The sequence below is a fragment of the Sphingomonas rubra genome (assembly GCF_900115745.1).
GTDB lineage: Bacteria > Pseudomonadota > Alphaproteobacteria > Sphingomonadales > Sphingomonadaceae > Sphingomonas > Sphingomonas rubra.
The window spans coordinates 38782-62822 of sequence record NZ_FOXP01000007.1 but is presented as its reverse complement, the minus strand read 5'-3'; the positions used below and the strand labels follow the sequence as shown (position 1 = coordinate 62822).

Below are 24041 nucleotides of genomic sequence, written 5' to 3'. Positions count from 1 at the left end.
AAGGCCGGGGCCCAGTTGGGTGACGTTTCGAGCAATCACGGCGACCTTCCCACCTGGGCCCCGGCCTCCGCCGGGGTACGGGTACGCAGGATTACCCCCTCCGGAGCCGCCGCTCCGCCTCGCCGATGTAATCGCGCGTCAGCGGCACCGTCAGCCGCTGTTTCGACAGCTGCACCTGGTAATTGCACATGCCCCCCGTCCGGAACGCCGCCGCCGCGCCCGCCAGGTAGAAGGTCCACATCTGGTAGAACCGCTCGTCGTACAGCGCGACGATCCGCTCCCTCGCCGCCACCGTCCGGTCGTACCAGTGATCGATGGTCAGCGCGTAGTGCAGCCGCAGCACCTCGATGTCGGTGGGGAAGAACTTCGTCCCCTCATACCCCCGCACGATCTCCGACAGCGCCGGGTTGTAGCCGCCGGGGAAAATGTACTTCGTCGTGAACGTGTCGGTCGTCCCCGGCTTGCCCATCCGCCCGATCGTGTGGAGCAGCATGACGCCATCATCCGACAGCAGCCGGTGGCATTGCCGGAAAAACGCCTGGTAATGCGCCGGCCCGACATGCTCGAACATGCCCACCGACACGATGCGGTCGAAACTGCCCGTCACCGCGCGATAGTCGATCAGCTCGAACCGCACCTTGTCGGCCACTCCCGCCGCCGCCGCCCGCGCGCGCGCGACCTTCAGCTGCTCCTCCGACAGCGTCACGCCCAGTACCTCCGCACCGGTCTTGGCGTGCAGGTACAGCGCCATCCCGCCCCAGCCGCAGCCGATGTCGAGCACGCGCATCCCCGGCCGCAACAGCAGCTTGGCGGCGATATGCGCCTTCTTGTCCTCCTGCGCCCGTTCCAGCGTGTTCGCCGGATCGGTGAAATAGGCGCAACTGTACTGCCGGTCGGCGTCGAGGAAGAGGTCGTACAGCCGGTCCGACAGGTCGTAATGGTGCGCGACGTTCTTCTTCGACCGGCGCGCCATGTTGATCCGGTCGAGCCGGTGGACCACGCCGTCCAGCAGCGTGATCGGCAGCGACGGCTTCAGCCCGCCACCCCGTTCCCACGGCGTGTTGCCCTTCAGCAGGTTCACGAGATCACGGATGTCGCCCCGGTCGATCACCAGCCGCCCGTCCATGAACGCCTCCGCCGCGCCCAGCGCCGGGTGGCGGACGATCCGCCCCGGCGTCGCGGCGTCGGTGAAGCGGATCGCGACAGACGGCAGATCGGGATCGGGGCTCCCCATCTGCACCGTGCGGCCGTTCGCGTGGGTGACGGAGAGCTGTCCGCGCTTCACCTGCGCGGCGAGGAAACGATCGATCAACGCCATGGCACGGTTGCTAACGGGCGGTGGCCATCCACGCCACCCCTGCACGGAGCACCCCGGCGTTTCAGCCGAAATGTCCTACCCTCGTCACCCCGGACTTGATCCGGGGTCCATGGTTCCGCGAGAGTATCGGCGGCGGCTCTCGCAGCGCGATGGACCCCGGATCAAGTCCGGGGTGACGGAAGAGGCAGGTGGTCGCCCGATCCCTCAAATCCCCGCGTACCAGTCGTAATCGACGTTATCCTCCCAATATCCGCCCTTCCCCTTGCCGATCCCGTCCAGGCTCGCGACCGCGTCGATCCGCATCAGGTATTTGGCGTGCTTGTAGCCCAGTTGCCGCTCGACCCGCAGCCGGCACGGCGCGCCGTTCTGCACCGGCAGGAACCGGTCGTTCAGCGCCCAGGCCAGGATCGTCTGCGGGTGGAATGCGTCCACCAGGTCGATCGATTCGTAATAGGGCTTGCCCCCGTACAGGTCGGCGCAGGTGAAGACGATGAAGCGCGCCGCATCGCGCAAGCCGCCCGCGCGCAGCACGTCGCCCAGCCTCGGGCCCTGCCACTTGCCGACCGCGCTCCATCCCTCGACGCAATCGTGGCGCGTGATCTGCGCCCGCTGCGGCATCGCCCCCAGATCGGCGAGCGACAGCGCCAGCGGGCGCGCCACCAGCCCGCCCACGATCAACCGCCAGTCGGCGAAGTTTCCGGCCCGCAGCGCCTCGTACAGCGGCGTCGCCGGATCGCGCGTGCCGTTGGCGCGAAAGATCGGCGAGCGCTGCTCCGGCCGGTACTCGGGCGCCAGCGCGTCGCGGTCCATCAGCGCGCGCTGCAGGCCCATCTGCATCTCCTCGCCCATGAACAGGATGCGCCGCGTCGCCGGCGCCTGCACCACCCGGTCGCACCCGCCGAGCAGCAGCCCCGTCGCGCCCACGACCCCGCCGCCGATCAACCCGCGCCGGCCGATCACGCCCCCGCTCATCGCGGCTCTCCTGTCACCACCGGCCCCCTAACCACCGGATCGCCGACCGCGTCGACCTGCCCGTCCGGCGGCACCCGCCAGCGCCCGGTCACCATCGACCGCAGCTCGTTGCCCGCCCCCGCCAGGATCACCAGCGCCAGGTGCACCACCGTGAACGCGGCGATCGCCACCATGCACAGGAAATGCACCGACCGCGCCGACTGGCGCCCGCCGAACAGGTCGAGCACCCAGGGCCAGGCCGCATTCATCCCCGGCGACAGCGCGATGCCCGTCAGGATGACCAGCGGCAACGCCACGAACAGCACGCCGACGTAACTCAGCTTCTGGAACACGTTATAGGCGCGCGGAGCCTCCGGATCGTGGAACCGGAAGTCGAGATGTGCGCGGAAATCCGCCCACAGGTGCCGCGCCGTCAGCTCGCGCCGCCGGAGCGTCAGGTCACGTTGGAAATGCCGGTCGACCAGGCTCCAGATCATGTAGGCGAGCAGCCCGAACCCCAGCACCAGCGCGAAGAACAGGTGCCACCGCCGCGAGATGGCGAGATTGTAGCTCGCCGGGATCGTGATCCACGCCGGAAAGCGCGGCAGCTGCCACCATGCTTGGTCGAAGTTCGCCCCGTACACGCCCCAGTAGAGCCGCGGATGCGCGTTGGAGATGCCCAGCCCCGATCCGATCAGCACGAAGATCGCCACCGCGTTCACCCAGTGCCACACGCGCGTCGCGAGCCCGTGGCGGCGGATCAGCGCGCCGGGCGGCGGAATGTCGGGGGAGCTTGCGTCCATCCCCGCGCCTTAGCAGTTGTGCGGCGATGACCGAATGGCATTTCTACGAACCCGCGGCAGGCCACCGCCTCCCCCACGATCCGCTCAACGCCATCGTCGCGCCGCGCCCGATCGGCTGGATCTCCACCATGTCGGCGGCGGGCAAGCGCAACCTCGCCCCCTACAGCTTCTTCAACGTCCTCAACTACGCGCCGCCGCTGATCGCCTTCTCGTCGATGGGCTGGAAGGACTCGGTCGCCAACGCGAAGGAGACGGGCGAGTTCGTCTGGAACCTCGCCACCCGTCCGCTGGCCGAGGCGATGAACGCCACCTCGGCCGGCACCGACGACGATGAATTTACCCTTTCCGGCCTGGACGCCGCCCCCTCCCGCCTCGTCGCACCGCCGCGCGTCGCCGCCAGCCCGGTCTCCTTCGAGTGCCGCCTCACCCAGCTGATCCGCCTGGAAACCAAGGAAGGCCGCGCCCTCGACCAATGGCTCGTCATCGGCGAGGCCGTCGGCATCCACATCGACCAGGGCCTGCTCGACGACGGCATCTACCAGACCGCCCGCGCCCGCCCCATCACCCGCGGCGGCGGCCCCGCCGATTATTTCGAGATCACCGAGGACGCCTTGTTCCGGATGCGCCGACCGGGGTGAGAGAGGAGAGCGGTGGCGCCTGCCCGCCCCTCGCCGTCGCCCCGGGCTTGACCCGGGGCCCCGCTTCTTTTGTCCTCGCCTGATGAACGACAGGCGCGGCGGCTCGGTCTATATCATGGCGGATCGCTACCGCGGCGCGATGTACGTCGGGGTAACGGCCTCTCTGGCGGCGATGAAGAAGCGGGCCCCCGGCTCAAGGCCGGGGCGACGAGATGAGAGCGCGACCAGTCTATGGCGGCGCAAAGGTGATCGCTGTCCTACAAGTCCCTACTCGGCTATAACCCACCTACCAGCCAACCATCGCTCTTTCTCATCGTCGCACAATCGGAAACGATCGCGCCCGAGCGTTTCGTTCCAGGGGTCAATCGAGTCAAGCAAGTGTGACGCTCGGCCCAGGCGTCGGCCTCACCCGTAAGCCCGCCAGAAGAACACCGCCGTCGTCGCCGCCGTCACCAGGATCGTCCACCACCTGACCGCCCCCGCCGGTAGTCGCTTGCCCGCGTGCGCGCCCAGCCAGCCGCCGAGCACGCCGCCCGCCAGCATCGGCAGGCACGCGTCCCAGCGGACCAGCCCGGTCGACGCGAACACGATCGCCGCCGCGAAATTGGCCACCGCCAGCATCAGCGTGCGGGGCGCGAACATCCCCCGGGGGCTTTCCCCGGCGAGCAGGCCGTAGGTCGCCGTCGTCATGATGCCGACGCCGCCGCCGAAATAGCCGCCATAGGTGCCGAGCAGCGCCTGCACCGCCATCAGCGTGCCGCGCCCGATCGTCACGCGTGCCGCGAGCCAGTCGGCCGCGCGCTTGCCGAAGACGATGGCGATGAAGGCGATCAGCAGCAGCCACGGCACGATCACGTCGAACGCCGCCGCCGGCGTCACCACCAGCAGCGCACTGCCGACCAGTCCCGCGACGAAGGTGATCCCGGCCAGCAGGCGCACCGGCACGCCGCCGACGGGTCTCAACTCGTCGCGAAAGGTCCAGGCGCTCATCCCCGCGCCCGGCATCAGCGCCAGGTTGGAGGTCGCGTTGGCGACGTTGGCGGGCGTGCCCATCGCGAGCAGCGCGGGCATCGTCGCGAAGGTGCCGCCGCCCGCGAGCGCGTTCATGGCGCCGCCGACGATGCCGGCAGCGGCGGACAGCGCGAGGGTAGAAAGGTCGAGCACGCAGCAGCGCTTGGCGCTTTCGCGCGCGAAAGTCGACGCTCTCCGGGGCATGATGAGGCGTCGATACACCATCGTTCGCCCCGAGCGGGTTAAGGTGACGTCGTCACGTTCCGGCTGGCGCAATCCGCCAACATCCGGCGACGTTTCCGCCAACCCGTCGGCGTGCAATGCACCAAGCCATTGATCGGCAACGATTCGGTCAATTGGCACGGCTCCTGCGACGCTCTGAGCATCGCTTCAGGAGTTTCGCATCATGGCCAACACCTTCAACCGCCCCGACACCTTCTTCGGCGTCTGCGAGGCGATCGGGCAGGATCTCGGCATCCATTCCAACTGGCTGCGCGCGGGGCTCGGCGTGGTGGTGCTGTGGCAGCCCCTGTGGGCGATCGCCGGCTATCTCGCCGCCGGCGTCGCCATCCTCGCGCTTCGCCTGCTCGTCCCCGATCCGCGCCCCGCCGCCGTTCCGGTCGTCGAGACCGCGAACGACGAAGCACGGTTCGAACTCGCCAAGGCGGCGTAGTTCAGCCGACCTCGGCCAGCGCCGCCGCCGCCTCGCGATCGAGCTGCGCGCGCGACTTCTTCTCGGCGGCGGTCTTCAGCTGCCCGCACGCCGCATCGATGTCGCGCCCACGCGGTCGGCGGACGGGGGCGGAGATGCCGCCCTCGAACACGATGTCGCTGAACGCGCGAATCCGCTCGGGCGTCGAGCATTCGTAGGGCGATCCCGCCCACGGGTTGAACGGGATCAGATTGACCTTGGCCGGCAGGTCGTAGTGGCGCAGCAGCCGGACGAGTTCGCGCGCATCGGCGTCCGAATCGTTCTTGTCCTTCAGCATCACATATTCGAACGTGATCCGCCGCGCGTTGTTGGCGCCGGGATAGTCGGCACAGGCCTGCAACAGTTCCTCGATCCCGTATTTGCGGTTGAGCGGCACGATCTCGTCGCGCACTTCCTTGGTCACCGCGTGGAGCGACACCGCCAGGTTGACGCCGATCTCCTCGCCAGCCCGCGCCATCATCGGCACCACGCCGCTGGTCGACAGCGTGATCCGCCGCTTCGACAGGGCCAGCCCATCGCCGTCCATCACCAGCTTCAGCGCGTCGCGCACGCCCTCGAAATTGTATAAGGGCTCGCCCATCCCCATCATCACGATGTTGGTCAGCATCCGTCCCTCGGGCTGCGACGGCCACTCGCCCAGCGCGTCGCGCGCCAGCATCACCTGGCCGACGATCTCGCCCGCGGTCAGGTTGCGCACCAGCCGCATCGTGCCGGTATGGCAGAAGGTGCAGTTGAGCGTGCAGCCGACCTGGCTCGACACGCACAGCGTCCCGCGATCGGCGTCGGGAATGAACACCATCTCGTAATCCTGCGCGTCCGGGCTCCGCAGCAGCCATTTGCGCGTGCCGTCGGTCGATACCTGCGCCTCGACCACCTCCGGTCGGCCGATCACGAACCGCTCGGCCAGCCACGGATGCTGCGCCTTGGCGATGTCGGTCATCTGCGCGAACTCGGTCGCGCCGCGATTGTACAGCCAGTGGAAGATCTGCTTGGCGCGCAGCTTCGCCTGTTTCAGCTCCATGCCGGCGGCGAGCAGCGCCTCGCGCACGCCCTCGCGCGACAGGCCGATCAGGTCGACGCGCCCGTCCGGCCGCAGCGAGGGGGCGCGCGGCACGGGCACGGGGTCGACGTGCCCCGGAATGGGCATCAGGTTGGCGGCGGTCTGCATCGCGGCGACATAGGCGATGTCGGGCGTTTTTTCTACTGCGCCCTTCCCGCTCCCGCCCGCCGCCGATCGGCCGCCGCCTCCGCCGCCGCCAGCAGCTGTTCCAGGTCGTCGCGCGCGATGTCGAACGCCTCGCCCGACTCGGCCAGCGCGACGTCCAGATCCTCCGCCTCGAACCGGCGCGGGCCGGGCGCCGGCGCCGCGCGATGCGGGTAGCGGCGGCCGTAGAGCCGGTGGAACGCCAGCCCCAGCGCGAGCAGCGCCAGCGCGTTGACGCCGACGGGGACCAGCGGGAACCGCCATCCCGCCTCGATCACCGCCGGGCCGCCGATCACCGCGCTCAGCGCCGCCGCGCCGCCCGGCGGGTGCAGGCAGCGGGTGAGCGACATCGCCAGGATCGCGACGCCCACCGCCACCCCCGCCGCGATCGCCCCCGTACCCAGCAGCTTCGCCACGGCGACGCCGACCAGCGCCGACAGCACGTTGCCACCCACCACCGGCCATGGCTGCGCGAGCGGGCTCGCCGGCACCGCGAACAGCAGCACCGCCGATGCCCCCATCGGCGCCACGATCAGCGGCCCCGTGCCCGGCGGCAGCATCGCGCACACGATCGCCATGCCCGCGATGCCCATCGCCGCCGCCGCGCAGGCGATCAGCCGGTCGCCGGGCGTCGTACCGGGCAGCAGCGGGCGGAAAGGGCGGAACAGGTGCATCATCGTCCGACGCACGCCAGCAGCGCCGCGTCGATCGCGGTGGCGGCGCCGGCCAGCGCGTAGGTGTCGGCGAAGGATCGTCCGCCCACCGCCACCGTCTCGACGCTCATGCTGCGGGCCGCGCGCATCGCGGCGACGATCGCGCGGTCGCTCGCCGCGTCCCTCGCCCAGGCGTCGACCCGGCCCGCGACCAGGGTGAAGCGCCGCTCGCCCACTGACAGCGTCACCGCCGCCGACCGGTCGTGCGCGCGGCTCAGCCGCACGTGCAGCGACGACCGCAGCCCCCGCCCCGGCCAGGTGCCGACGCTGGCGAACGGTTGCCGGCGGCGCGCCCGGCCCGCCTTCACCGGCGCCGCGATGGCGTAGCAGCGGTCGGGATCGCGGAATGCCGCCCAGCCGCGGTACACGCCCACCGTCTCGCGCGCGGCCGGAGGGGTCACCGCGGCGAGCAGCAGGATCGCCAGCCCCTTCACGCCGGTGCCTTGCCGCCGTGCGCGCCCGTCCCGCGGTGGATCACCTGCTCCACGCCGCGCTCCACCATCACCGCCGACCCCTGCGGCAGGCTGTCGCCGATCGGCGCGCCCAGCTCGCCATCGGCGGCGCGGCCGGTCAGCAGCCCGCGCAGCACGCGGCTCGACAGTCCGTGCATGACGATCAGCCGGTCGCCCTCCGCGTCGCTGTCGGCGATCCATCCGGCGAGCCGCGCCGCCATGCTCGCGTAGCGCTCGCCGTCCGGTGCCGGCCGGACCAGCCCGTCCGCCCGCACGATCGGCCCCGCCTCCGCGACGATCTCGGCGTAGGTCCGCCCGCCCCATCCGCCGAAATCGAGCTCCGCCAGCCGCTCGTCGGTGCGTACCGCGTGCCAGTCGAGCGCCAGATGCTCGACCACGATCGCCAGCGTCTGCAACGCGCGGCCGGTCGGCGACGCCCACAAGGTCAGTCTCGGCGTCGGCCCCAGCGCGCGGCGCAGCGCCTGGCCGATCGCGTCGGCCTGCGCGATCCCTGCGCGCGTCAACGGCGTGTGCGCGATCGTCCCCTGAAAGCGCGCGGCGGCGTTGAACACGGTTTCGCCGTGCCGCGCGATCAAGTCCCGTCCCCGTCTCACCCGTCCCGCTTGTCGCCCCGCCGGACCGGATGCAATCCCCAGACCCGTTACCGCCGCCGCGTTAACGCTGCGGTTACCACTCGGCTGCGACGAGACAACCTTGCCCGCGACGACCAATCGGGTAGGACTAGACCGCAAACGGCCGGACTCGGCGATTGACCAGATTCGGCAACGGGGATTCTCGATACATGAAGGCGACGATCGAACGCGCGACGCTCCTCAAGGGGCTGAGCCACGTCCAGTCGGTGGTGGAGCGCCGCAACACCATCCCCATCCTGTCCAACGTCCTGCTGGAGGCGACGGCGGATGGCACGCTGAAGATGATGGCGACCGACCTCGATCTCCAGATCAACGAATCAGTGCCCGCCGCGGTCGACCAGCCGGGCGCCACCACCGTGTCCGCCCACACGCTGTTCGACATCGCGCGAAAGCTGCCGGAGGGGGCGCAGGTGTCGCTGTCCGCGGCCGAGGGGCGGATGACGATCGTCGCCGGCCGCGCCCGCTTCTCGCTCGGCACGCTGCCGCGCGATGATTTCCCCGTGATCGCCGAGGGCGAGCTGCCCACCCAGTTCGAACTGCCGGCCGAGACGCTGAAGCAGATCATCGACAAGACCCGCTTCGCCATCTCCACCGAGGAGACGCGCTACTATCTCAACGGCATCTTCCTCCACGTCGCGAACGGTGAGGGCTCGGAACCGGTGTTGAAGGCCGCCGCCACCGACGGCCACCGCCTCGCGCGTGTCACCCTGCCCCGGCCCGAGGGCGCAGAGAACATGCCGGATGTCATCGTCCCCCGCAAATGCGTGGGCGAGCTGCGCAAACTCCTCGACGAGGTCGACGGCTCGGTCGGCGTGTCGCTGTCGGGCACCAAGATCCGCTTCGATCTCGGCCGCGCGCTGCTGACCTCCAAGCTGATCGACGGCACCTTCCCCGACTACAGCCGCGTCATTCCGACCGGCAACGACAAGATCCTGAAGCTCGACCCCACCAGCTTCATGCAGGGCGTCGACCGCGTCTCCACCATTGCCACCGAGAAGACCCGCGCGGTCAAGATGGCGCTCGACCGCGACAAGATCACCCTCTCGGTGACCAGCCCGGAGAACGGCACCGCCGCCGAAGAGGTGCCCGGCGACTATACCGCCACCTCGTTCGAGATCGGCTTCAACAGCCGTTACCTGATGGACATCCTGGGCCAGATCGACGGCGACGTGGTCGAGGTCCACCTCGCCGACGCCGCCGCGCCAACGCTGATCCGCGAGAACGACAAGGCGCCCGCGCTCTACGTGCTGATGCCGATGCGGGTGTGACGCCGCGTCGTTGACGCCGGTAAGGATAGTTCTTACCTTCGCACTATGATCGTCGGCAGGATCACGGCGAAGGCGCAAACGACGGTTCCCATCGCCGTGCGTCGGGCTCTCGGTATCGAGCCCGGCGATGATGTCGCGTGGGAAATCGAGGACGGACGCGCCGTCCTCACGAAGATGGTCGCGGTACCTTTCGTCGCCGATCTGGGCAGTTTTACCGAATGGGCCGACGAACTCGACGCGGCGTATGATGCACTTTGAGCCGGGCGATATCGTTCAAGCTCCCTTTCCCCATGTCGAGCGCGCCGTCGTTGTACGGCGCCCAGCCCTTCTTCTCTGCTCCTTCGACACGGATGAGGCTGCGATCGGGCTACTGGCCTGGGTGCTGATGATTACGAGTGCCAGGCGCCCTCGCTGGCGCGGCGACCTCGACATCCCCGACGCCGAACGACTCGGGCTCATCATTCCCTCCCGCGTACGCACCGCCAAGGTAGCGACGGTTGCGGCAATCGACCTCGTCAGGATAGGCCGGATGGATAAGGCCGTGGCGGCACAGGCCAAGTCGATCGTGCTTGAAGCACTGGGCGTATCCTGATGCGCCGTTGGCGGAAGACCGATCTAGCGCTTCTGCGGTCAATCCCTTGCTCCACCGCCTGACGCTCACCGATTTCCGCAACCACGCCGCGCTGACGCTGTCGCCCGGCGCCGGCTTCGTCGTGCTCACCGGCGAGAACGGCGCGGGCAAGACCAACGTGCTGGAGGCGGTGTCGCTGCTCGCCCCCGGCCGCGGACTGCGGCGCGCGGCCCTGTCGGCGATGGCGCGCCAGGAGGGCGCCGGCGGGTTCGGCGTCGCTGCGACCCTCCCCGACGAGGTGGAGATCGCGACCGGGGCACTGGCGTCGGCACCCGAGCGGCGGATGGTCCGCGTCCAGGGTGCCGCGACGGCGGCGACGGCGCTGGCCGAGTGGCTGACGGTGCTGTGGCTGACACCCGCGACCGATCGATTGTTCGTCGAGCCGGCGGGGGAGCGGCGGCGCTTCCTCGACCGCCTCGTCCTGGCGCTCGCTCCCGGTCACGCGGTGCACGCCACCCGCTACGAGGCGGCGATGCGCGAGCGCAACCGGCTGCTCGCCGACGCCCATGGTGGAGGGCGCCCTGCCGACCCGGCCTGGCTGTCCTCGCTGGAGGCGCGCATGGCGGAACATGGTGCCGCGCTGGACGCCGCGCGCGCAGAGACGGTGGACTTGCTCGCCGCCCGTCTCGCCGACGCCCCGCCGGGGCCGTTCGCGCGCGCCGGGCTCCGCCTGGAGGGCGACGCGATCGAGGCGGACGCGTTCGCGCACGCCCTGTGCCTCGGGCGGCGGCGCGATGCCGCGGCGGGCCGCGCGCTGGTCGGGCCGCACCGCGCCGACCTCGCCGTGACCCATCTGGAGAAGGATCAGGCGGCCGCCCTCGCCTCCACCGGCGAGCAGAAGGCGCTGCTCATCGGCATCGTCCTCGCCCATGCCGAACTCGTCGCCGAACGAACCGGCCGCGCGCCCGTGCTGCTGCTGGACGAAGTCGCCGCGCATCTCGACCCGCTACGTCGCGAGGGGTTGTTCGCGCGCCTCGCCGGACGTGGCCAGGTGTGGATGACCGGGACGGAGCGCGGATTGTTCTCCGCGCTCGGCCCGGACGCGACGCACGCGGCGCTCGGCTGACCCGCGGGCGCTCAGTCGAGCCAGCGCACCTCGCCGGTCGACAGGCTGTACACCGCACCCACGACCTTGAGCTTGCCCGCCTCCAGCGCATCCTCGAGCACCGCTTCGCCGGACCGCAGCCGCTCAACGACGCGGCGGACGTTCTCCTCGACCGATGCCTCGACCAGATTGTCGGGATTGGTGCGCTGCGCCGCGATCACCGCCGGCAGGATCGGCGCGATCATCGGGCCGATCGAGCCGGGGAAGCGCTTGTCCTGTGTGACGACCTCGGTGGCGGCGACCACCGCACCGCACGCCTCATGGCCCAGCACCACGATCAGCGGCACGCCCAGCGCGATCACCGAATATTCGACCGACCCGGTGCCCGCCGTGCCGATGTTGTTGCCGGCGGTGCGGACGATGAACAGGTCGCCCAGACCGACGCCGAACAGCTGCTCCGGCCCGACCCGCGAGTCCGAGCAGCCGACCAGCGTCGCGAACGGCTGCTGCCCCTTCGCCAGCGCCATCCGGCGATCGCGCGACAGATCCGCGTCATACGCCTCGTCGGCGGTGAAACGGGCATTGCCGTTCTTCAGTCGCTGCAGTGCTTCGTCGGGGGTAGGCTGCGTGGTGCTCGGCATCGAGGTGGTACTCCTTGGTTTTTCCGTTTCTATGAAAACATGACAGGTTTGTCATCTTGTTCGCGCCCAAAACGTTCCGAACCGGCCGAAAGGTTCCTCCGGCACCCCCATTTTGCTTCCGTTCGACCCGTGCGAACCCTATATGCTGGTCATGGCAGAACCCCAGAATGCGAACGAGTACGGCGCTTCCTCGATCAAGGTGCTGAAGGGCTTGGACGCGGTGCGCAAGCGTCCCGGCATGTATATCGGCGACACCGACGACGGCTCCGGCCTCCACCACATGGTGTTCGAGGTGTCGGACAACGCGATCGATGAGGCGCTGGCGGGGCATTGCGACCGGATCGACATCCAACTGAACGCCGACGGCTCGGTATCGGTGACCGACAACGGCCGTGGCATCCCCACCGGCATCCATGCCGAGGAGGGCGTGTCGGCGGCCGAAGTCATCATGACCCAGCTCCACGCCGGCGGTAAGTTCGAGAACACGTCGGACGACAACGCCTACAAGGTGTCGGGCGGCTTGCACGGCGTCGGCGTGTCGGTGGTCAACGCGCTCAGCGAGTGGCTCGACCTGACGATCTGGCGCGACGGCGAAGAACATTACATGCGCTTCGCCTTCGGCGACGCGGTCGCGCCGCTCAAGGTCGTCGGCACGGCGGACGGGCGCAAGGGGACGCGCGTCACCTTCCTGCCCTCGCCCGCCACCTTCAAGATCACCGAGTTCGACTTCGAGAAGCTGGAACACCGCTACCGCGAGCTCGCCTTTCTCAACTCGGGCGTCCGCCTGTTCCTCACCGACGCGCGGCACGACGAGCCGAAGACGGTGGAACTCTATTACGAGGGCGGCATCGCCGCCTTTGTGAAGTGGCTCGACCGCGCCAAGTCGCCGCTGTTTCCCGAGCCGATCGCCATCCACGGCCAGCGCGACGAGGTCGGCATCGACGTCGCGCTGGAGTGGAACGACAGCTACTACGAGAACGTCCTCGCCTTCACCAACAACATCCCCCAGCGCGACGGCGGCACGCACCTCGCCGCCTTCCGCGCCGCGCTGACCCGCACGCTCAACAATTACGCGGAGAAGTCGGGGCTGCTGAAGAAGGAGAAGGTGTCGCTGACCGGCGACGACATGCGCGAGGGGCTGACCGCGATCGTGTCGGTCAAGCTGCCCGATCCCAAGTTCAGTTCGCAGACCAAGGACAAGCTCGTCTCCTCGGAGGTCCGCCAGCCGCTGGAGGCCCTGATGGCCGACAAGCTGGCCGAGTGGCTGGAGGAGAACCCACAGCACGGCCGCGCGATCGTCGGCAAGATCATCGACGCCGCCGCCGCGCGCGAAGCGGCCAAGCGCGCGCGCGAACTGACCCGGCGCAAGGGCGCGATGGACATCGCCTCGCTGCCCGGCAAGCTTGCCGACTGCCAAGAGCGCGATCCGTCCAAGTCGGAGCTGTTCCTGGTCGAGGGCGACTCCGCCGGCGGCTCCGCCAAGCAGGGCCGCGACCGCCATTTCCAGGCGATCCTCCCCTTGCGCGGCAAGATCCTGAACACCGAGCGCGCGCGCTTCGACCGGATGATCTCGTCCAAGGAGATCGGCACGCTGATCCAGGCGATGGGCACCGGCATCGGCCGCGACGAGTTCAACGCCGACAAGCTGCGGTACCACAAGATCGTCATCATGACCGACGCCGACGTCGACGGCGCGCACATCCGCACGCTGCTACTGACCTTCTTCTACCGGCAGATGCCCGAGCTGATCGAGCGCGGCCACCTCTTCATCGCCCAGCCGCCGCTCTACAAAGCGACCAAGGGCCGGTCCGAGGTATATCTGAAGGACGATGCCGCGATGGACGACTATCTCGTCGAAGGCGGTGTCGGCACGATGGTGTTCGAGACGAGCGGCGGCCCGCGCACCGGCCGTGACCTCAAGGATCTGGTTGACCATGCACGCCGGATGCGCACGCTGATGCGCTACGTGCCGCGCCGCTACGATGCGGGCATCATCGAGGTGCTGGCACTCGCCGGCGCGCTCGACCCCGCGCTGTCGCGCGACGAGCGCGCGGCGACTGTCGCGGAGGTGACGCGGCGGCTCGAATCGGGCGACCAGGAGGCACGCTGGTCGGCGCGGCTGACCGAGGACGGCGGCATCCACTTCGAGCGGCTGTGGCGCGGTGTTACCGACCACCACATCGTCGAGGCGAGCTTCATCTCCTCCGCCGAGGCGCGCAAGCTCCACACGCTGGCGGCCGAGCAGGCGGCGAGCTTCGCTCACGCCGGCAAGCTGGTCCGCGCGAGCGGCCAGGCCGCCGCCGAGGAACCCGCACCCGAGCCGGACGGCGACGACGGCGAGCAGGCGGTGCTGGCCAAGGGCGAGACGCTGGTCGCGCGCCCCTCGCAACTGCTCGACGCGATCCTGTTGGCGGGACGCAAGGGTCTCGCCATCCAGCGCTACAAGGGCCTGGGCGAGATGAACGCCGAGCAGCTGTGGGAAACCACGCTGGACCCCGCCGTCCGCTCGATGCTGCGCGTCACCAGTGACGACGTGTCGGCAGCGGACATGATCTTCACCCAGCTGATGGGCGAAGTGGTGGAGCCGCGCCGCGAATTCATCCAAGACAACGCGCTGAACGTCGCCAATCTCGACGTCTGATCGGGCGGGCGCGGAGAGCCGGTGATCCGGTTCTCCGCGCGCCCTCAACTCGCCAGGCGCATGGCGGGCGGGGCATCGTCGTGCAGCATGGCGGCGACATGCGCCTCGCTGATCGGTTTGCTGAAGTAGAAGCCCTGGATGTGGCTGCATCCCTGCTCGCGCAGGATGTCGAGCTGGCCGGCATTCTCGACCCCCTCCGCCGTCGTCTCCATGCCCAGCGCCTCGGCCAGGGTAGTGATCGAGCGGATGATCGCGGTGGCGCCGTCGCTGCTCAGCAGGTCCATGATGAAGCTGCGGTCGATCTTGATCTTGTCGAACGGGAAGGCGCGCAGGTAGCTGAGCGACGAGTAGCCCGTGCCGAAATCGTCCAGCGCCACCCGCACGCCCAGGTCGCGCAGGCCGTGGAGCGAGGATAGCGTGGCGGCGGGATTGTCGATGAACAGGCTCTCGGTGATCTCCAGTTCTAGGCGGTGCGGCGCCAGGCCGCTCTCCGCCAGCGCCTGAAGGATCACCGCGCTCAGCCCGGGGCTGCGGAACTGGACCGGCGACACGTTGACGGCGATGCGGACATGGTCCGGCCAGTGGCGCGCGGCGCGGCACGCCTCGCGGATCACCCACTCGCCGATCGGCAGGATCAGCCCGGTATCCTCCGCCAGCGGGATGAAGTCGGCGGGGGAGACGAGCCCACGCGTCGGGTGGTTCCAGCGCAGCAGCGCCTCGAACGCCGACACGCGCGCTTCGGACAGGTTGAACAGCGGCTGGAACATCAGCGACAATTGCCCGCCCGCGATCGCGTCGTGCAGGTCGAGCTCCATCTGGCGGCGCTTGCGCGCCTCGGCATCCATCGCCGGCTCGAAGAAGCGATAACCGCCTCGCCCGTCATGCTTGGCGCGGTACAGCGCCAGGTCGGCGTTCTTGGTCAGCGTAACGGGATCGCAGTCCGGCCCGTCGATGATCGCGATGCCGATGCTGGTGCCCGGCACGATGCGGTGGCCGTCGATCACGCAGGGCTCGCCGATGATCCGCAGCAGCTCGGTCGCGGCGCGGTCGAGCGAGCGCCCGGCATCGTCGATGACGAGCGCGAACTCGTCCCCGCCCAGGCGCGCGACGAACCCCTCGCCCGCGAACGCGAGCAGGCGGGCGGCGACGCGGCAGAGCAGCGCATCGCCGACCGGATGGCCCAGCGTGTCGTTGACAACCTTGAAATTGTCGAGATCCAGGCAGAACAGTGCCCGCTGCCGCCCCGCCGCGGAGCGCGCCGCCGTCTGCGACAGATATTCGCGCAGCAGCGTGCGGTTGGCCAGGCCGGTCAGACCGTCGTGCAGCGCCATATGGGTGATCTGGCGCTCGCGCTCGCCGACATCGTTGACCATGCGGTTGAAGCTCTCCGCCAGCGTGCCGAGTTCATCGCGGGTGTCGACGCGCACCTGCGCATACTCCCCCTGCGCGACGCGCCGCGCGGCGGCGTCCAGCGCTGCGATCGGGCGGACGATGCGGCGCGCGAGTATCCAGCTGCCCGCCACCGCCACCGCGATGCCGAGCAGCCCGCAGGCGAGCAGCAGCCACAGGAGCGGCGCGTAATGCCCCATCGCGCGCGTGACGCTGTAGCGCAGCAGCAGCATCTGCGGCTGGTCCCGCCGGAACGAGTCGATCGGCGACGCCTGGATCAGCAGGTGCTGCCCGTCCACGAACCGCTCGACGATCCTGCCCGACCGTTCGTCGGCAGTCAGGCCGGCCGCCGCGACGATCTGCGGCGACAGGTCGATCGCCGACATGCGGGCCAGCCGCGCGAGTTCGCCCGCGTCGAGTGCGTTGGCGAACACGACCCAGCCGATCGTCACCGGCGCGTTGATCGGCGCGGCGGCGGCGTTGAAGCGTTGCTCGCCCAGTTGCAGGATGCCGCGCGTGCTGCCCTCGTCGAGCACACGGCGCAACGCTTCCGCCTCGCCGGCGCGCAACGTTCCGCGGAATCCCACCACTGCCCCGTCGGTGGAAACGTAGAAGGCCTGGTCCAGGTGCAGGCGCCCGCGCAGCGAGTCGAGCGCGGAGGCGACGGTCGGCGCGTCCCCGGTGGCGGCGGCGCTGCGAAACCCGAAATCGGCCGCGAGCACCTGGCTGGCGTCGCCGAGCTGGGCGTAGCGCATCGTCGTCACCCGGTCGAACACCACCGCGCCGCTGGCCATCTCGCCGCGGATCATGCGCTCGGTGTAGCCGCTGATGCCCGTCTTGGCGCCGACCAGCACCAGCAGCACCACGCCCGCGATCAGCACCGCGTAGAACAGAGTGAGCTTGGCCGACAGCGACCGTGCGACGCGGGCGATCAGGGAGTGCGGCAGGGTGGCGAGTGCGGTCACGTCAGCGCAGTGCCAGGCGGATCTGCTGCGCTGTCTCCCCGGCGGAGGGCACGTTCAGCGCGAACTGCGCTTCATTGTCCTTGGCGCGCATCCGCGGGTGCCAGACGGTCAGCGTCGCACGGCCGGCGGTGACCCCGGCGATGCGCGCGTCGCCGCTCGCCCCCGTCTTGTTGGCGAAGGGCGTGTCCACCACCTTGATGAAGCCGCTCATCGCGTCGTGGATGTTGCAGCCCAGCGCCACCGCGCCCGCGGTGCGGAAGGTGTAGCTGCGCGTCTCGTCCCGGCCGAACAGCTTCAGCTCGAACTTGGCAGGCTTGGAGAAGCTGTAGACGTGGTGGCGCACCTTGTCCGCGTTGGGAAAGGCGACGGTGGCGCCCACCGGCACGATCAGGACGTGCGGGTTGAAGGCGATGTCCTTCTGCAGCATCTTCACGCCCCACGGGAAGCGGATGGGGCCTGTCGGCAAGCCCGCGGCGGGCAGGATGGTGACGACCGCGTCGGGCACGGCGCGTCCCTGCGCGTCCACCACGTGGACCGCGACCGTTCCCGCCGCCGCCGGAGTGCCGAGAGAGATGCCGGCCAGCGCGAGCAGGTGCAGGTACTTCATTTCCCGTCTTTTCAAGGGAATAGGTGAACTGGAGGTAAATGATGGCTGGCGTGGGCATCGATAACCCGGCGTTAAGCGGCGGGTGAGAAGGCACGGCCATGACCGCCCGACTTTCCTTCCCGACCATCATCGGCGCCGCGACGCTGGCCGCGACACCGGTGGCGGCCCAGCAGATCGGCGCACCGGGCAAGCTGCTGCTGACCAACGGCATCTCGACCGTGGAGGGGGCCGCGGGCGGTGGGCTCACCCCTTGGGCGACGATCGCCGGCAACGCCACCCGCGACGGCATCGGCGGGCAGGCGAGCGTGACCGTCGCCGAACTGCCCGACTATGATTTCCGCAGCTACGCCGTCGCCGCGGGCCTGTTCGACCGGGTCGAGCTCAGCTACGCGCGCCAGGTGTTCGACACCAACAAGGTCGGCGGGGCACTGGGCCTCGGCAACGACTTCGCGTTCGATCAGGACGTGTGGGGGGCCAAGGTCAGGCTGGCGGGCGACATGGTCTACGGATCGCGCTGGATGCCCGCGATCGCGGTCGGCGTGCAGCACAAGAAGAGCCTGGACGCCACGGTCGTCAGGGCGATCGGCGCGGCGCAGCGGTCCGGCACCGACTTCTACGCCTCGGCGACCAAGCTATTCCTCGATTGGTCGCTGCTCGCCAACGTGACGGTACGCGCGACCAAGGCGAACCAGCTCGGCCTGCTCGGCCATGGCGGGGCCCTGCGCGACGATCACGGCGTACAGGTCGAGGCTTCGGCGGCATACCAGCTGTCGCGTCGCCTGGTCATCGGTGCCGAATACCGCTCCAAACCCAGCAACCTCGCCATCGCGCGCGAGGACGATTGGTGGGATGCCTTCGTCGCCTACGCCATCGACCGCCGCCTGACCGCGACGATCGCCTATACCGACCTCGGCTCGATCGCGACCTTCAACAAGCAGCGTGGGCTGGTGGTCCAGCTGCAAGGCAGCTTCTGACGTCCGCCCGGAGACTCCATCGATGCTACTCTCCCTCGCCGCGCTGCTGATGGGCCCGGCACTCCAGGCCGCGACGCCCCCCGCCCCCCACGCGATGCCGGGGGAGGAAGCGGTCGATCCGTACCGGGTCGACCCCGCCAACGTGGGGGCCGCGCCGTTCACCGGCGACGGCATGGCGCGCGCATTCGGCGGGCAGCATGGCATCCGCCGCATCGTCGACCGCTTCGTTCGGTCCAACTTCGCCGATCCGCGCATCGGCGAGATCTTCGCCAACCAGGACCAGGTCCGGCTGAAGCGCACGCTGTTTGAGCAGTTCTGCTACATCCTGGCTGCCGGCTGCACCTATACCGGCCGCGACATGCGAAGCGCGCACAAGAACATGGGCGTTCAGCAGGGCGACATGAACCGGCTGGTCGAGAACCTCCAGCGCGCGATGACGGCCGAGAAGGTGCCCTTCGCCGCCCAAAACCGCTTCCTCGCCAAGCTGGCACCGATGCGCGGGCACATCGTCGAACGCTGAGCGGCGACCGTCCATCTCCTACCCCGGCGAAGGCCGGGGCCCAGTTGCGGACGATCGCCGCAGATCACGACGGCTGTCCCAGCTGGGCCCCGGCCTCCGTCGGGATGACATCAACCCGACCCGTTCGTGCTGAGCGAAGTCGAAGCACAGGCCGCGAACGTTTCGCTTGGGTCCTGCCCTTCGACGTCGCTCAGGGCGAACGGTGCTGAATCAAACCAGCGTCGTCATAGTCTGGGTTCGATCAACAGCACCGCCGATCAGGTCCGGCAGAAAAGGCCGCCGAGATCGTGGATCGTCACCCCAGCACGATCGTCACCGCGCGGCGGTTCTGGGCATAGGCCTCCTCGTCCGAGCCGGTCGCCGCCGGCCGCTCGCTGCCGTAGCTGATGACGCTCATCCGCGACGCGTTGACGCCGCGCGCGGCGAGGTAGTTCTTGGCGGCATTGGCGCGGCGATCGCCGAGCGCCAGGTTATACTCGCGCGTGCCGCGCTCGTCGCAATGCCCCTCGATGGTGATGCGGCGATCAGGGTAGCGTTGCAGCCAGGCCGCCTGCGTGTCGAGGATCGCGCGCGCGGCGGGATCGATGTCGTACTGGTCGAGCCCGAACAGCACCGTGTTGGAGGTGACCGAGCGCTGGAAATCGGCGTTCGATCCCGGCACCACCTCGCCGCCGACGGGACCGGACGGACCGGTCGGCGCGACCTCCTGCAGCGGCCCGGCGGTGGGCGCGGGCGGCAACACCTCCGGCCGCTTCTTGGCGCAGCCGGCGACGGCGAGCGCCGCGGTGGCGAGGATCAGGCCGGTGTTGAGCTTGAACATGCTGTTTCTCCCTTGGCTTCCCGTTTCGCCCCCGCGAAATACATTACGGCCTGAGCGGTCCCCAGGCCGGGTCCGACCCGCCGAGCGGCGTTGGAATGCGACGCTCGTTGACGCCGGTCAGGTCGACCGACCAGAGCTGCGCCGCCCCGCCCGCTCCCCGGCCGGACCGCATGAAGGTGACGACGCGGCCGTTGGGCGACCAGCTCGGCCCTTCGTCCGACCAGCTGTCGGTCAACAGTTTCTCGCCCCCACCGGAGGGCGACATGATGCCGACGCGGAAATTGCCGGCCAGCTTGGTAAAGGCGATCAGGTCGCCGCGCGGGCTCCACACCGGCGTGGCGTAGCGACCGCCGCCGAAGCTGATCCGCTGCTGGTTCGATCCGTCGGCGTTCATCACGTACAATTGCTGCCCGCCCGACCGGTCGCTCTCGAAAACGATGCGGCTGCCGTCGGGCGAGTAGCTGCCGCCGGTGTCGATGCCGGGCGAGTTGGTCAGCCGCTGCGGGCTGCCCCCTTGCGCCGACACGCGGTAGATGTCGGTATTGCCGCCCTGCGCCATCGAGAACAGGATGTATCGGCCGTCGGGCGAGAAGCGCGGCGCGAAGGTGGTGGCGACGTTCTGCACCACCAGCCGCTGCCGCCCCGATCCGATGTCGTACACGTAGATCGACGGGATCTTGCCGACATAGCTCATGTACACGATCGACTGCTGGTTCGGCGCGAACCGCGGCGTCAGCACGATCGACTGGCCGTTGGTCAGGAAACGGTGGTTGGCGCCGTCCTGGTCCATGATCGCCAGCCGCTTGATGCGCTTCGCCTTGGGTCCCGTTTCCGAGACGTAGACGACGCGGCTGTCGAAATACGGTCCCTCGCCGGTCAGCCGCGCGTAGATCGTGTCGGCGCATTTATGCGCGGCGCGGCGCCAGTCGGCAGGCGGCACGACGAAGCCCTGCCGCGTCAACTCGGTCCGCGCGGCGACGTCGTAGAGATAACAGCCGACCGTCAGGTTGCCGTCGCCGTTCGCGCGGATGAAGCCCTGCACCAGGCTCTGCGCGCCGGTGGTGCTCCAGTAATCATAGGTGGGCGCCGTCACCTCCGGCACCGTGGGGCTGCGCAGCTGCGCGGCGGGCAGCGGCGTGAACAGGCCGGAATTGCGCAGGTCGTTGGCGATGATCTCCGACAATTGCCGGCCCAGCGCGTCGGTGGAGCCGGCGGGCGTCTGCACCACCGCCTGCGTCGGCATGGTCGGCACCGCGATCGGCATCGGCGCGGAGATGCCGCCCTCCACGTCGACGACCAGCCCCCCCTGGTCGCCCTGCGCAGGCGCGGCGGCGGGCGCGGGCGCCTCCTGCGGCGCGGGCGCGGGCTCCTGCGCCCCGGCCAAGACGGGGGCGGAGGCGGCGAGCAGCAGGGCGAGGGTGAGCGAGCGAATCATGATGGTCCTCAACCAGGCAACTTGTAGCGGAGCGAGAAATTGCTCCACCCGTTCTGAACGTCATACAACTCTTCGGGCAGTCCGCGCAAAGGCGAGCAACCGACGAAGGTGGCGATGGCGAGATCGTCGACCCGGTCGACATAGCGCTGGTTGCCGTCGTCGACACCGCTGTGCCCCGTCACCCGTGGCCGCGCGGCGAGGCTGCCGTCGCGGTTGAGGCGCAGGTTGATCGTCACGCGGATGCGCTCCGCCCCCGGCCCCGGCGTCACCTGCCGGTTGGCGCAGGGCTGCACCTGACGCAGGATCGCCGAGCCGATATTGGCCGCCGCCTGCGCGCCCATCTTGGCCGCCGGCGCCGCCTCCGCGCGGCTCGGCGAGGGACGATCGGACAGGCCTTTGAGGAAATCGTCACCCAGCCGCGATCCGCGCGCGCGCGCCGCGGTCGCGGTCGGCGATCCGCCCTGCCCGCGCGCCGTCGTCGCCGGCTTGGCGGGCGCCGCCTTAGCGGCCGCCTGCGTCGGGCGTCGCGCCGGCGTGGGCTTGGCGGGGGTGGCGGCCGCCTGCCGCCGGGGCGGCGTCGGCCTGGCGGGGGCCGCCTTCTCGGCCGCGGGCGTCGGCCGTTTCGGCGCGGGCTTGGGCTGCGGCACCGGCTTGGGCGCTGGCGCAGGCTTCGGCGCGGGCCGGACCACGGGCTTCGGCGCGGGTTGCGGCGGAGCCGGCTTCGGGGCGGGTGCGGGTTCCGGCGCGGGCGCCGCCTCGGCGGGCTCCGGCGGCGCGGCGTCCTCCGGCGCGCCTTCCTCCGGCGCGACGGAGGGGGCAGGCTCGGCGCTGGGCGCGGGCGAGGTCTGCTCGATCGCCACCTCGGGGACGAGGCTGATGTCGATCGGCTGCGGCTCCAGCTTCAGCGGGTTGGGCGTCGCCAGGAAGCCGACCGACAACAGGCCGAAGAGCACCGCGTGCCCCGCGACCGCCGCCGCCAGCGCCAGTCTCTCGCCCCGCTCCACCTCAGCCCTCGACCGTCACCAGCGACACGCGGTTGAGCCCGGCGCGGTTCAGCTCGCCCATCACCCGCATCACCCGCCCGTAATCGAGTCCGCGGTCGGCGCGCAGGTACACCTGCGGCGGCTCGCCGCCTCCGGCACCCGCGGCGATGCCCTCCAGCCGCCCGGCCAGCGCGGCCTCGGCCACTTCCTCGTCGCCCAGGAACAGCGTGCCCGCGCGATCGATCGACAGCTGCACCGGCTGCTGGTCCTGGTCGAGCGCCTTGGCGCGCGCGTCGGGCAGGTTCACCGGCACGCCCGCGGTCAGCAGCGGCGCCGTCACCATGAAGATGATGAGCAGCACCAGCATCACGTCGACCAGCGGGGTGACGTTGATCTCCGCCATCGGCGCGCGGCGGCCCTTGCGGCCGGACGGCAGGTTCATCGCCACGGCTTTATACCTCCCCGGAAACGGAGAGGTATGAGAGAGCCCCCCTCACCGGGCACCGTCCAGCTGGCGGCTCAGCGTCGTGTGGAAACCGTCGGCGAAGCGGTTCAACCCCGCCTCCACCTTGTTCACCCCGTGGCTGAAGCGGTTGTACGCGATCACCGCCGGGATCGCCGCGAACAGGCCGATCGCCGTGGCGAACAGCGCCTCCGCGATCCCCGGCGCGACCACCGCCAGCGACGAGTTCTGCGCCTGGGCGATGCCCGTGAACGATCGCATGATCCCCCACACCGTCCCGAACAGCCCCACGAACGGCGCCACCGAGCCGACCGTCGCCAGCACGTTGAGCCGGTCGGACAGCCGGTCGATCTCCACCGCCGCCGCCGCGCCCATCGCCGTCGCCAGCCGCTCGCGCGTGCCCAGCTTGTCGATGTTGCCGCCCGCGGTGGAGCGGCGCCATTCCTGCACGCCCGCCGCGAACACGCGGGCGGAGGGCAGGTCGCGGTCGGACTCCGCCTTGTGGAACGCGTCGATATCCTCCGCCTTCCAGAAATCGCGCTCGAAGCGCGCCATCTCGCGCCGGGTGCGCCGCAGCCGCACGGAGAAGGCGATGATGATCGCCCAGGTCCAGATGCTCGCGAGCAGCAGCCCGCCCATCACGACCTTCACCACCCAGTCGGCCTGGAGGAACAGCGCGACGGGCGACATCGTCGCGGCGTCCATGTTGAACACGGGATTCATGCAAGGCTCCCCTCGGCCACCAGCCGACGATAGATGTCGAGCCAGGCGGCGGGCTGCCGCCGCGGTCGGCCGTCCGGCGCGACGAGCGCCGCCACCACCTCGGCGTCGGCCAGCGTTCGCGCGCCGCACCTGACTGTTTGATGAATGACGGTGCGCGCCGGCCCCGCCGCCGCTACCCGGCTGACGATCAGCAGCGCGTCGTCCAGCCGCGCGGGCGCGCGATAGCGGATGCGCAGGTCAGCGATCGCGTAGGCGCCCTCGCCCGCCTCCCACACGCCACGCTGGTCAATGCCGGCGACGCGCAGCATGTCCGACCGCGCCCGCTCCATCCAGCGCAGGTAATTGGCGTGATAGGCGACGCCCGACAGGTCGGTGTCCTCGAAATAGACGCGCAGGGGGAAACGGTGCTCCGCCCCTTCGAAACGTCCCTCCGTCGGCTGGTCGATGCCGGTCATGCCCGCAGCCGTTAACCGAACCGTCG

General features: G+C 69.9%; 26 protein-coding genes. 9 read left to right on the top strand and 17 right to left on the bottom strand.

Features of this window, described 5'->3' with window-relative positions; genetic code table 11:
* Positions 1 to 91: 91 nt before the first annotated feature.
* The 3 genes from BM145_RS09890 to BM145_RS09880 all read right to left on the bottom strand — a co-directional run bounded on the left by BM145_RS09890 (position 92) and on the right by BM145_RS09880 (position 3072).
* On the bottom strand, positions 92 to 1318 hold the full coding sequence (locus BM145_RS09890; RefSeq protein WP_093333488.1) for an SAM-dependent methyltransferase: 1227 nt from the start codon (positions 1316 to 1318) through the stop codon (positions 92 to 94).
* A 204-nt stretch (positions 1319 to 1522) separates the two neighbouring features.
* The gene (locus tag BM145_RS09885) at positions 1523 to 2290 is read right to left on the bottom strand and encodes a molybdopterin-dependent oxidoreductase (RefSeq protein WP_093333487.1); all 768 of its coding nucleotides are present in this window, start codon (positions 2288 to 2290) and stop codon (positions 1523 to 1525) included.
* Positions 2287 to 3072, bottom strand: a complete 786-nt coding sequence (locus BM145_RS09880; protein WP_093333486.1) for a cytochrome b/b6 domain-containing protein — start codon at positions 3070 to 3072, stop codon at positions 2287 to 2289. Before BM145_RS09880 ends, BM145_RS09885 begins: the two co-directional genes overlap by 4 nt.
* Positions 3073 to 3098: 26 nt before the next feature.
* Between BM145_RS09880 and BM145_RS09875 the strand changes: the two genes are divergently transcribed.
* Complete coding sequence (locus BM145_RS09875) at positions 3099 to 3710, top strand: flavin reductase family protein (protein ID WP_093333485.1); 612 nt, start codon at positions 3099 to 3101, stop codon at positions 3708 to 3710.
* A gap of 405 nt (positions 3711 to 4115) precedes the next feature.
* On the opposite strand, the gene BM145_RS09870 is transcribed toward BM145_RS09875, so the two are convergent.
* Complete coding sequence (locus tag BM145_RS09870) at positions 4116 to 4925, bottom strand: sulfite exporter TauE/SafE family protein (RefSeq protein WP_093333633.1); 810 nt, start codon at positions 4923 to 4925, stop codon at positions 4116 to 4118.
* A gap of 202 nt (positions 4926 to 5127) precedes the next feature.
* On the opposite strand from BM145_RS09870, the gene BM145_RS09865 reads away from it, so the two are divergent.
* Positions 5128 to 5394, top strand: coding sequence for a hypothetical protein (locus tag BM145_RS09865; RefSeq protein WP_093333484.1), 267 nt, complete (start codon positions 5128 to 5130; stop codon positions 5392 to 5394).
* Position 5395: 1 nt separating this feature from the next.
* Here the strand turns inward: BM145_RS09865 and rlmN are convergent, their stop codons facing one another.
* The 4 genes from rlmN to BM145_RS09845 are packed head-to-tail and all read right to left on the bottom strand — an operon-like array spanning position 5396 to position 8398.
* Positions 5396 to 6601, bottom strand: coding sequence for a dual-specificity RNA methyltransferase RlmN (rlmN, locus tag BM145_RS09860; protein WP_093333483.1), 1206 nt, complete (start codon positions 6599 to 6601; stop codon positions 5396 to 5398).
* Between the two features lie 32 nt (positions 6602 to 6633).
* Positions 6634 to 7326, bottom strand: coding sequence for an HPP family protein (locus BM145_RS09855; protein WP_342741808.1), 693 nt, complete (start codon positions 7324 to 7326; stop codon positions 6634 to 6636).
* Complete coding sequence (locus BM145_RS09850) at positions 7311 to 7784, bottom strand: hypothetical protein (protein ID WP_093333481.1); 474 nt, start codon at positions 7782 to 7784, stop codon at positions 7311 to 7313. Before BM145_RS09850 ends, BM145_RS09855 begins: the two co-directional genes overlap by 16 nt.
* Positions 7781 to 8398, bottom strand: a complete 618-nt coding sequence (locus tag BM145_RS09845) for a histidine phosphatase family protein (RefSeq protein WP_245739242.1) — start codon at positions 8396 to 8398, stop codon at positions 7781 to 7783. Before BM145_RS09845 ends, BM145_RS09850 begins: the two co-directional genes overlap by 4 nt.
* Positions 8399 to 8604: 206 nt before the next feature.
* On the opposite strand from BM145_RS09845, the gene dnaN reads away from it, so the two are divergent.
* Genes dnaN through recF form a run of 4 tightly spaced genes read left to right on the top strand, consistent with a single transcriptional unit; the run spans position 8605 to position 11420 of the window.
* Positions 8605 to 9723: a DNA polymerase III subunit beta gene (dnaN, locus tag BM145_RS09840; RefSeq protein ID WP_093333480.1), complete on the top strand. Its 1119-nt coding sequence runs from the start codon at positions 8605 to 8607 to the stop codon at positions 9721 to 9723.
* A 45-nt stretch (positions 9724 to 9768) separates the two neighbouring features.
* On the top strand, positions 9769 to 9981 hold the full coding sequence (locus BM145_RS09835) for an AbrB/MazE/SpoVT family DNA-binding domain-containing protein (RefSeq protein WP_093333479.1): 213 nt from the start codon (positions 9769 to 9771) through the stop codon (positions 9979 to 9981).
* Positions 9968 to 10315, top strand: a complete 348-nt coding sequence (locus tag BM145_RS09830; RefSeq protein WP_143090153.1) for a type II toxin-antitoxin system PemK/MazF family toxin — start codon at positions 9968 to 9970, stop codon at positions 10313 to 10315. The genes BM145_RS09835 and BM145_RS09830 overlap by 14 nt, the downstream gene beginning before the upstream one ends.
* Positions 10316 to 10361: 46 nt before the next feature.
* On the top strand, positions 10362 to 11420 hold the full coding sequence (gene recF, locus BM145_RS09825) for a DNA replication/repair protein RecF (protein WP_093333477.1): 1059 nt from the start codon (positions 10362 to 10364) through the stop codon (positions 11418 to 11420).
* 11 nt (positions 11421 to 11431) lie between these two features.
* On the opposite strand, the gene BM145_RS09820 is transcribed toward recF, so the two are convergent.
* Positions 11432 to 12040 carry a carbonic anhydrase gene (locus BM145_RS09820; protein ID WP_093333476.1) on the bottom strand — a complete coding sequence of 203 codons (609 nt, stop codon included), beginning with the start codon at positions 12038 to 12040 and terminating at the stop codon, positions 11432 to 11434.
* 151 nt (positions 12041 to 12191) lie between these two features.
* Between BM145_RS09820 and gyrB the strand changes: the two genes are divergently transcribed.
* A complete protein-coding gene (gyrB, locus tag BM145_RS09815; RefSeq protein WP_093333631.1) occupies positions 12192 to 14681 on the top strand; it encodes a DNA topoisomerase (ATP-hydrolyzing) subunit B in 2490 nt (829 codons plus the stop codon).
* Between the two features lie 44 nt (positions 14682 to 14725).
* Here the strand turns inward: gyrB and BM145_RS09810 are convergent, their stop codons facing one another.
* A complete protein-coding gene (locus tag BM145_RS09810) occupies positions 14726 to 17035 on the bottom strand; it encodes a putative bifunctional diguanylate cyclase/phosphodiesterase (protein WP_093333475.1) in 2310 nt (769 codons plus the stop codon).
* 1 nt (position 17036) lies between these two features.
* Complete coding sequence (locus BM145_RS09805; protein WP_093333474.1) at positions 17037 to 17642, bottom strand: cupredoxin domain-containing protein; 606 nt, start codon at positions 17640 to 17642, stop codon at positions 17037 to 17039.
* Between the two features lie 98 nt (positions 17643 to 17740).
* On the opposite strand from BM145_RS09805, the gene BM145_RS09800 reads away from it, so the two are divergent.
* Together BM145_RS09800 and BM145_RS09795 are read left to right on the top strand one after the other, a co-directional pair.
* Complete coding sequence (locus BM145_RS09800; protein ID WP_093333473.1) at positions 17741 to 18616, top strand: DUF3034 family protein; 876 nt, start codon at positions 17741 to 17743, stop codon at positions 18614 to 18616.
* A gap of 22 nt (positions 18617 to 18638) precedes the next feature.
* Positions 18639 to 19136, top strand: a complete 498-nt coding sequence (locus BM145_RS09795; protein ID WP_093333472.1) for a group I truncated hemoglobin — start codon at positions 18639 to 18641, stop codon at positions 19134 to 19136.
* Between the two features lie 295 nt (positions 19137 to 19431).
* Here BM145_RS09795 and pal read toward each other — a convergent pair whose 3' ends face one another.
* The 6 genes from pal to BM145_RS09765 are packed head-to-tail and all read right to left on the bottom strand — an operon-like array spanning position 19432 to position 24015.
* Complete coding sequence (gene pal / locus BM145_RS09790) at positions 19432 to 19956, bottom strand: peptidoglycan-associated lipoprotein Pal (protein ID WP_093333471.1); 525 nt, start codon at positions 19954 to 19956, stop codon at positions 19432 to 19434.
* 43 nt (positions 19957 to 19999) lie between these two features.
* Positions 20000 to 21391: a Tol-Pal system beta propeller repeat protein TolB gene (tolB, locus tag BM145_RS09785; protein ID WP_093333470.1), complete on the bottom strand. Its 1392-nt coding sequence runs from the start codon at positions 21389 to 21391 to the stop codon at positions 20000 to 20002.
* An 8-nt stretch (positions 21392 to 21399) separates the two neighbouring features.
* Positions 21400 to 22395 (bottom strand): cell envelope biogenesis protein TolA, encoded by a 996-nt coding sequence (locus tag BM145_RS09780; protein ID WP_093333469.1) that lies wholly within the window; start codon positions 22393 to 22395, stop codon positions 21400 to 21402.
* Position 22396: 1 nt separating this feature from the next.
* Positions 22397 to 22822, bottom strand: a complete 426-nt coding sequence (locus BM145_RS09775; protein ID WP_093333468.1) for an ExbD/TolR family protein — start codon at positions 22820 to 22822, stop codon at positions 22397 to 22399.
* Positions 22823 to 22867: 45 nt separating this feature from the next.
* Positions 22868 to 23560, bottom strand: coding sequence for a protein TolQ (gene tolQ, locus BM145_RS09770; RefSeq protein WP_093333467.1), 693 nt, complete (start codon positions 23558 to 23560; stop codon positions 22868 to 22870).
* Positions 23557 to 24015, bottom strand: coding sequence for a YbgC/FadM family acyl-CoA thioesterase (locus BM145_RS09765; protein WP_093333466.1), 459 nt, complete (start codon positions 24013 to 24015; stop codon positions 23557 to 23559). The genes tolQ and BM145_RS09765 overlap by 4 nt, the downstream gene beginning before the upstream one ends.
* Positions 24016 to 24041 lie beyond the last annotated feature (26 nt).

Excerpts from the sequence above, each read along its gene's own strand:
- pal (WP_093333471.1), bottom strand. The coding sequence starts at position 19,956 with ATGTTCAAGCTCAACACCGGCCTGATCCTCGCCACCGCGGCGCTCGCC.
- tolQ (WP_093333467.1), bottom strand. The coding sequence starts at position 23,560 with ATGAATCCCGTGTTCAACATGGACGCCGCGACGATGTCGCCCGTCGCG.
- BM145_RS09890 (WP_093333488.1), bottom strand. The coding sequence starts at position 1,318 with ATGGCGTTGATCGATCGTTTCCTCGCCGCGCAGGTGAAGCGCGGACAG.
- BM145_RS09875 (WP_093333485.1), top strand. The coding sequence starts at position 3,099 with ATGACCGAATGGCATTTCTACGAACCCGCGGCAGGCCACCGCCTCCCC.
- dnaN (WP_093333480.1), top strand. The coding sequence starts at position 8,605 with ATGAAGGCGACGATCGAACGCGCGACGCTCCTCAAGGGGCTGAGCCAC.
- BM145_RS09885 (WP_093333487.1), bottom strand. The coding sequence starts at position 2,290 with ATGAGCGGGGGCGTGATCGGCCGGCGCGGGTTGATCGGCGGCGGGGTC.
- BM145_RS09830 (WP_143090153.1), top strand. The coding sequence starts at position 9,968 with ATGATGCACTTTGAGCCGGGCGATATCGTTCAAGCTCCCTTTCCCCAT.
- gyrB (WP_093333631.1), top strand. The coding sequence starts at position 12,192 with ATGGCAGAACCCCAGAATGCGAACGAGTACGGCGCTTCCTCGATCAAG.
- BM145_RS09765 (WP_093333466.1), bottom strand. The coding sequence starts at position 24,015 with ATGACCGGCATCGACCAGCCGACGGAGGGACGTTTCGAAGGGGCGGAG.
- BM145_RS09800 (WP_093333473.1), top strand. The coding sequence starts at position 17,741 with ATGACCGCCCGACTTTCCTTCCCGACCATCATCGGCGCCGCGACGCTG.
- BM145_RS09795 (WP_093333472.1), top strand. The coding sequence starts at position 18,639 with ATGCTACTCTCCCTCGCCGCGCTGCTGATGGGCCCGGCACTCCAGGCC.
- rlmN (WP_093333483.1), bottom strand. The coding sequence starts at position 6,601 with ATGCAGACCGCCGCCAACCTGATGCCCATTCCGGGGCACGTCGACCCC.
- tolB (WP_093333470.1), bottom strand. The coding sequence starts at position 21,391 with ATGATTCGCTCGCTCACCCTCGCCCTGCTGCTCGCCGCCTCCGCCCCC.
- BM145_RS09870 (WP_093333633.1), bottom strand. The coding sequence starts at position 4,925 with ATGCCCCGGAGAGCGTCGACTTTCGCGCGCGAAAGCGCCAAGCGCTGC.
- BM145_RS09835 (WP_093333479.1), top strand. The coding sequence starts at position 9,769 with ATGATCGTCGGCAGGATCACGGCGAAGGCGCAAACGACGGTTCCCATC.
- BM145_RS09805 (WP_093333474.1), bottom strand. The coding sequence starts at position 17,642 with ATGAAGTACCTGCACCTGCTCGCGCTGGCCGGCATCTCTCTCGGCACT.
- BM145_RS09865 (WP_093333484.1), top strand. The coding sequence starts at position 5,128 with ATGGCCAACACCTTCAACCGCCCCGACACCTTCTTCGGCGTCTGCGAG.
- BM145_RS09820 (WP_093333476.1), bottom strand. The coding sequence starts at position 12,040 with ATGCCGAGCACCACGCAGCCTACCCCCGACGAAGCACTGCAGCGACTG.
- BM145_RS09880 (WP_093333486.1), bottom strand. The coding sequence starts at position 3,072 with ATGGACGCAAGCTCCCCCGACATTCCGCCGCCCGGCGCGCTGATCCGC.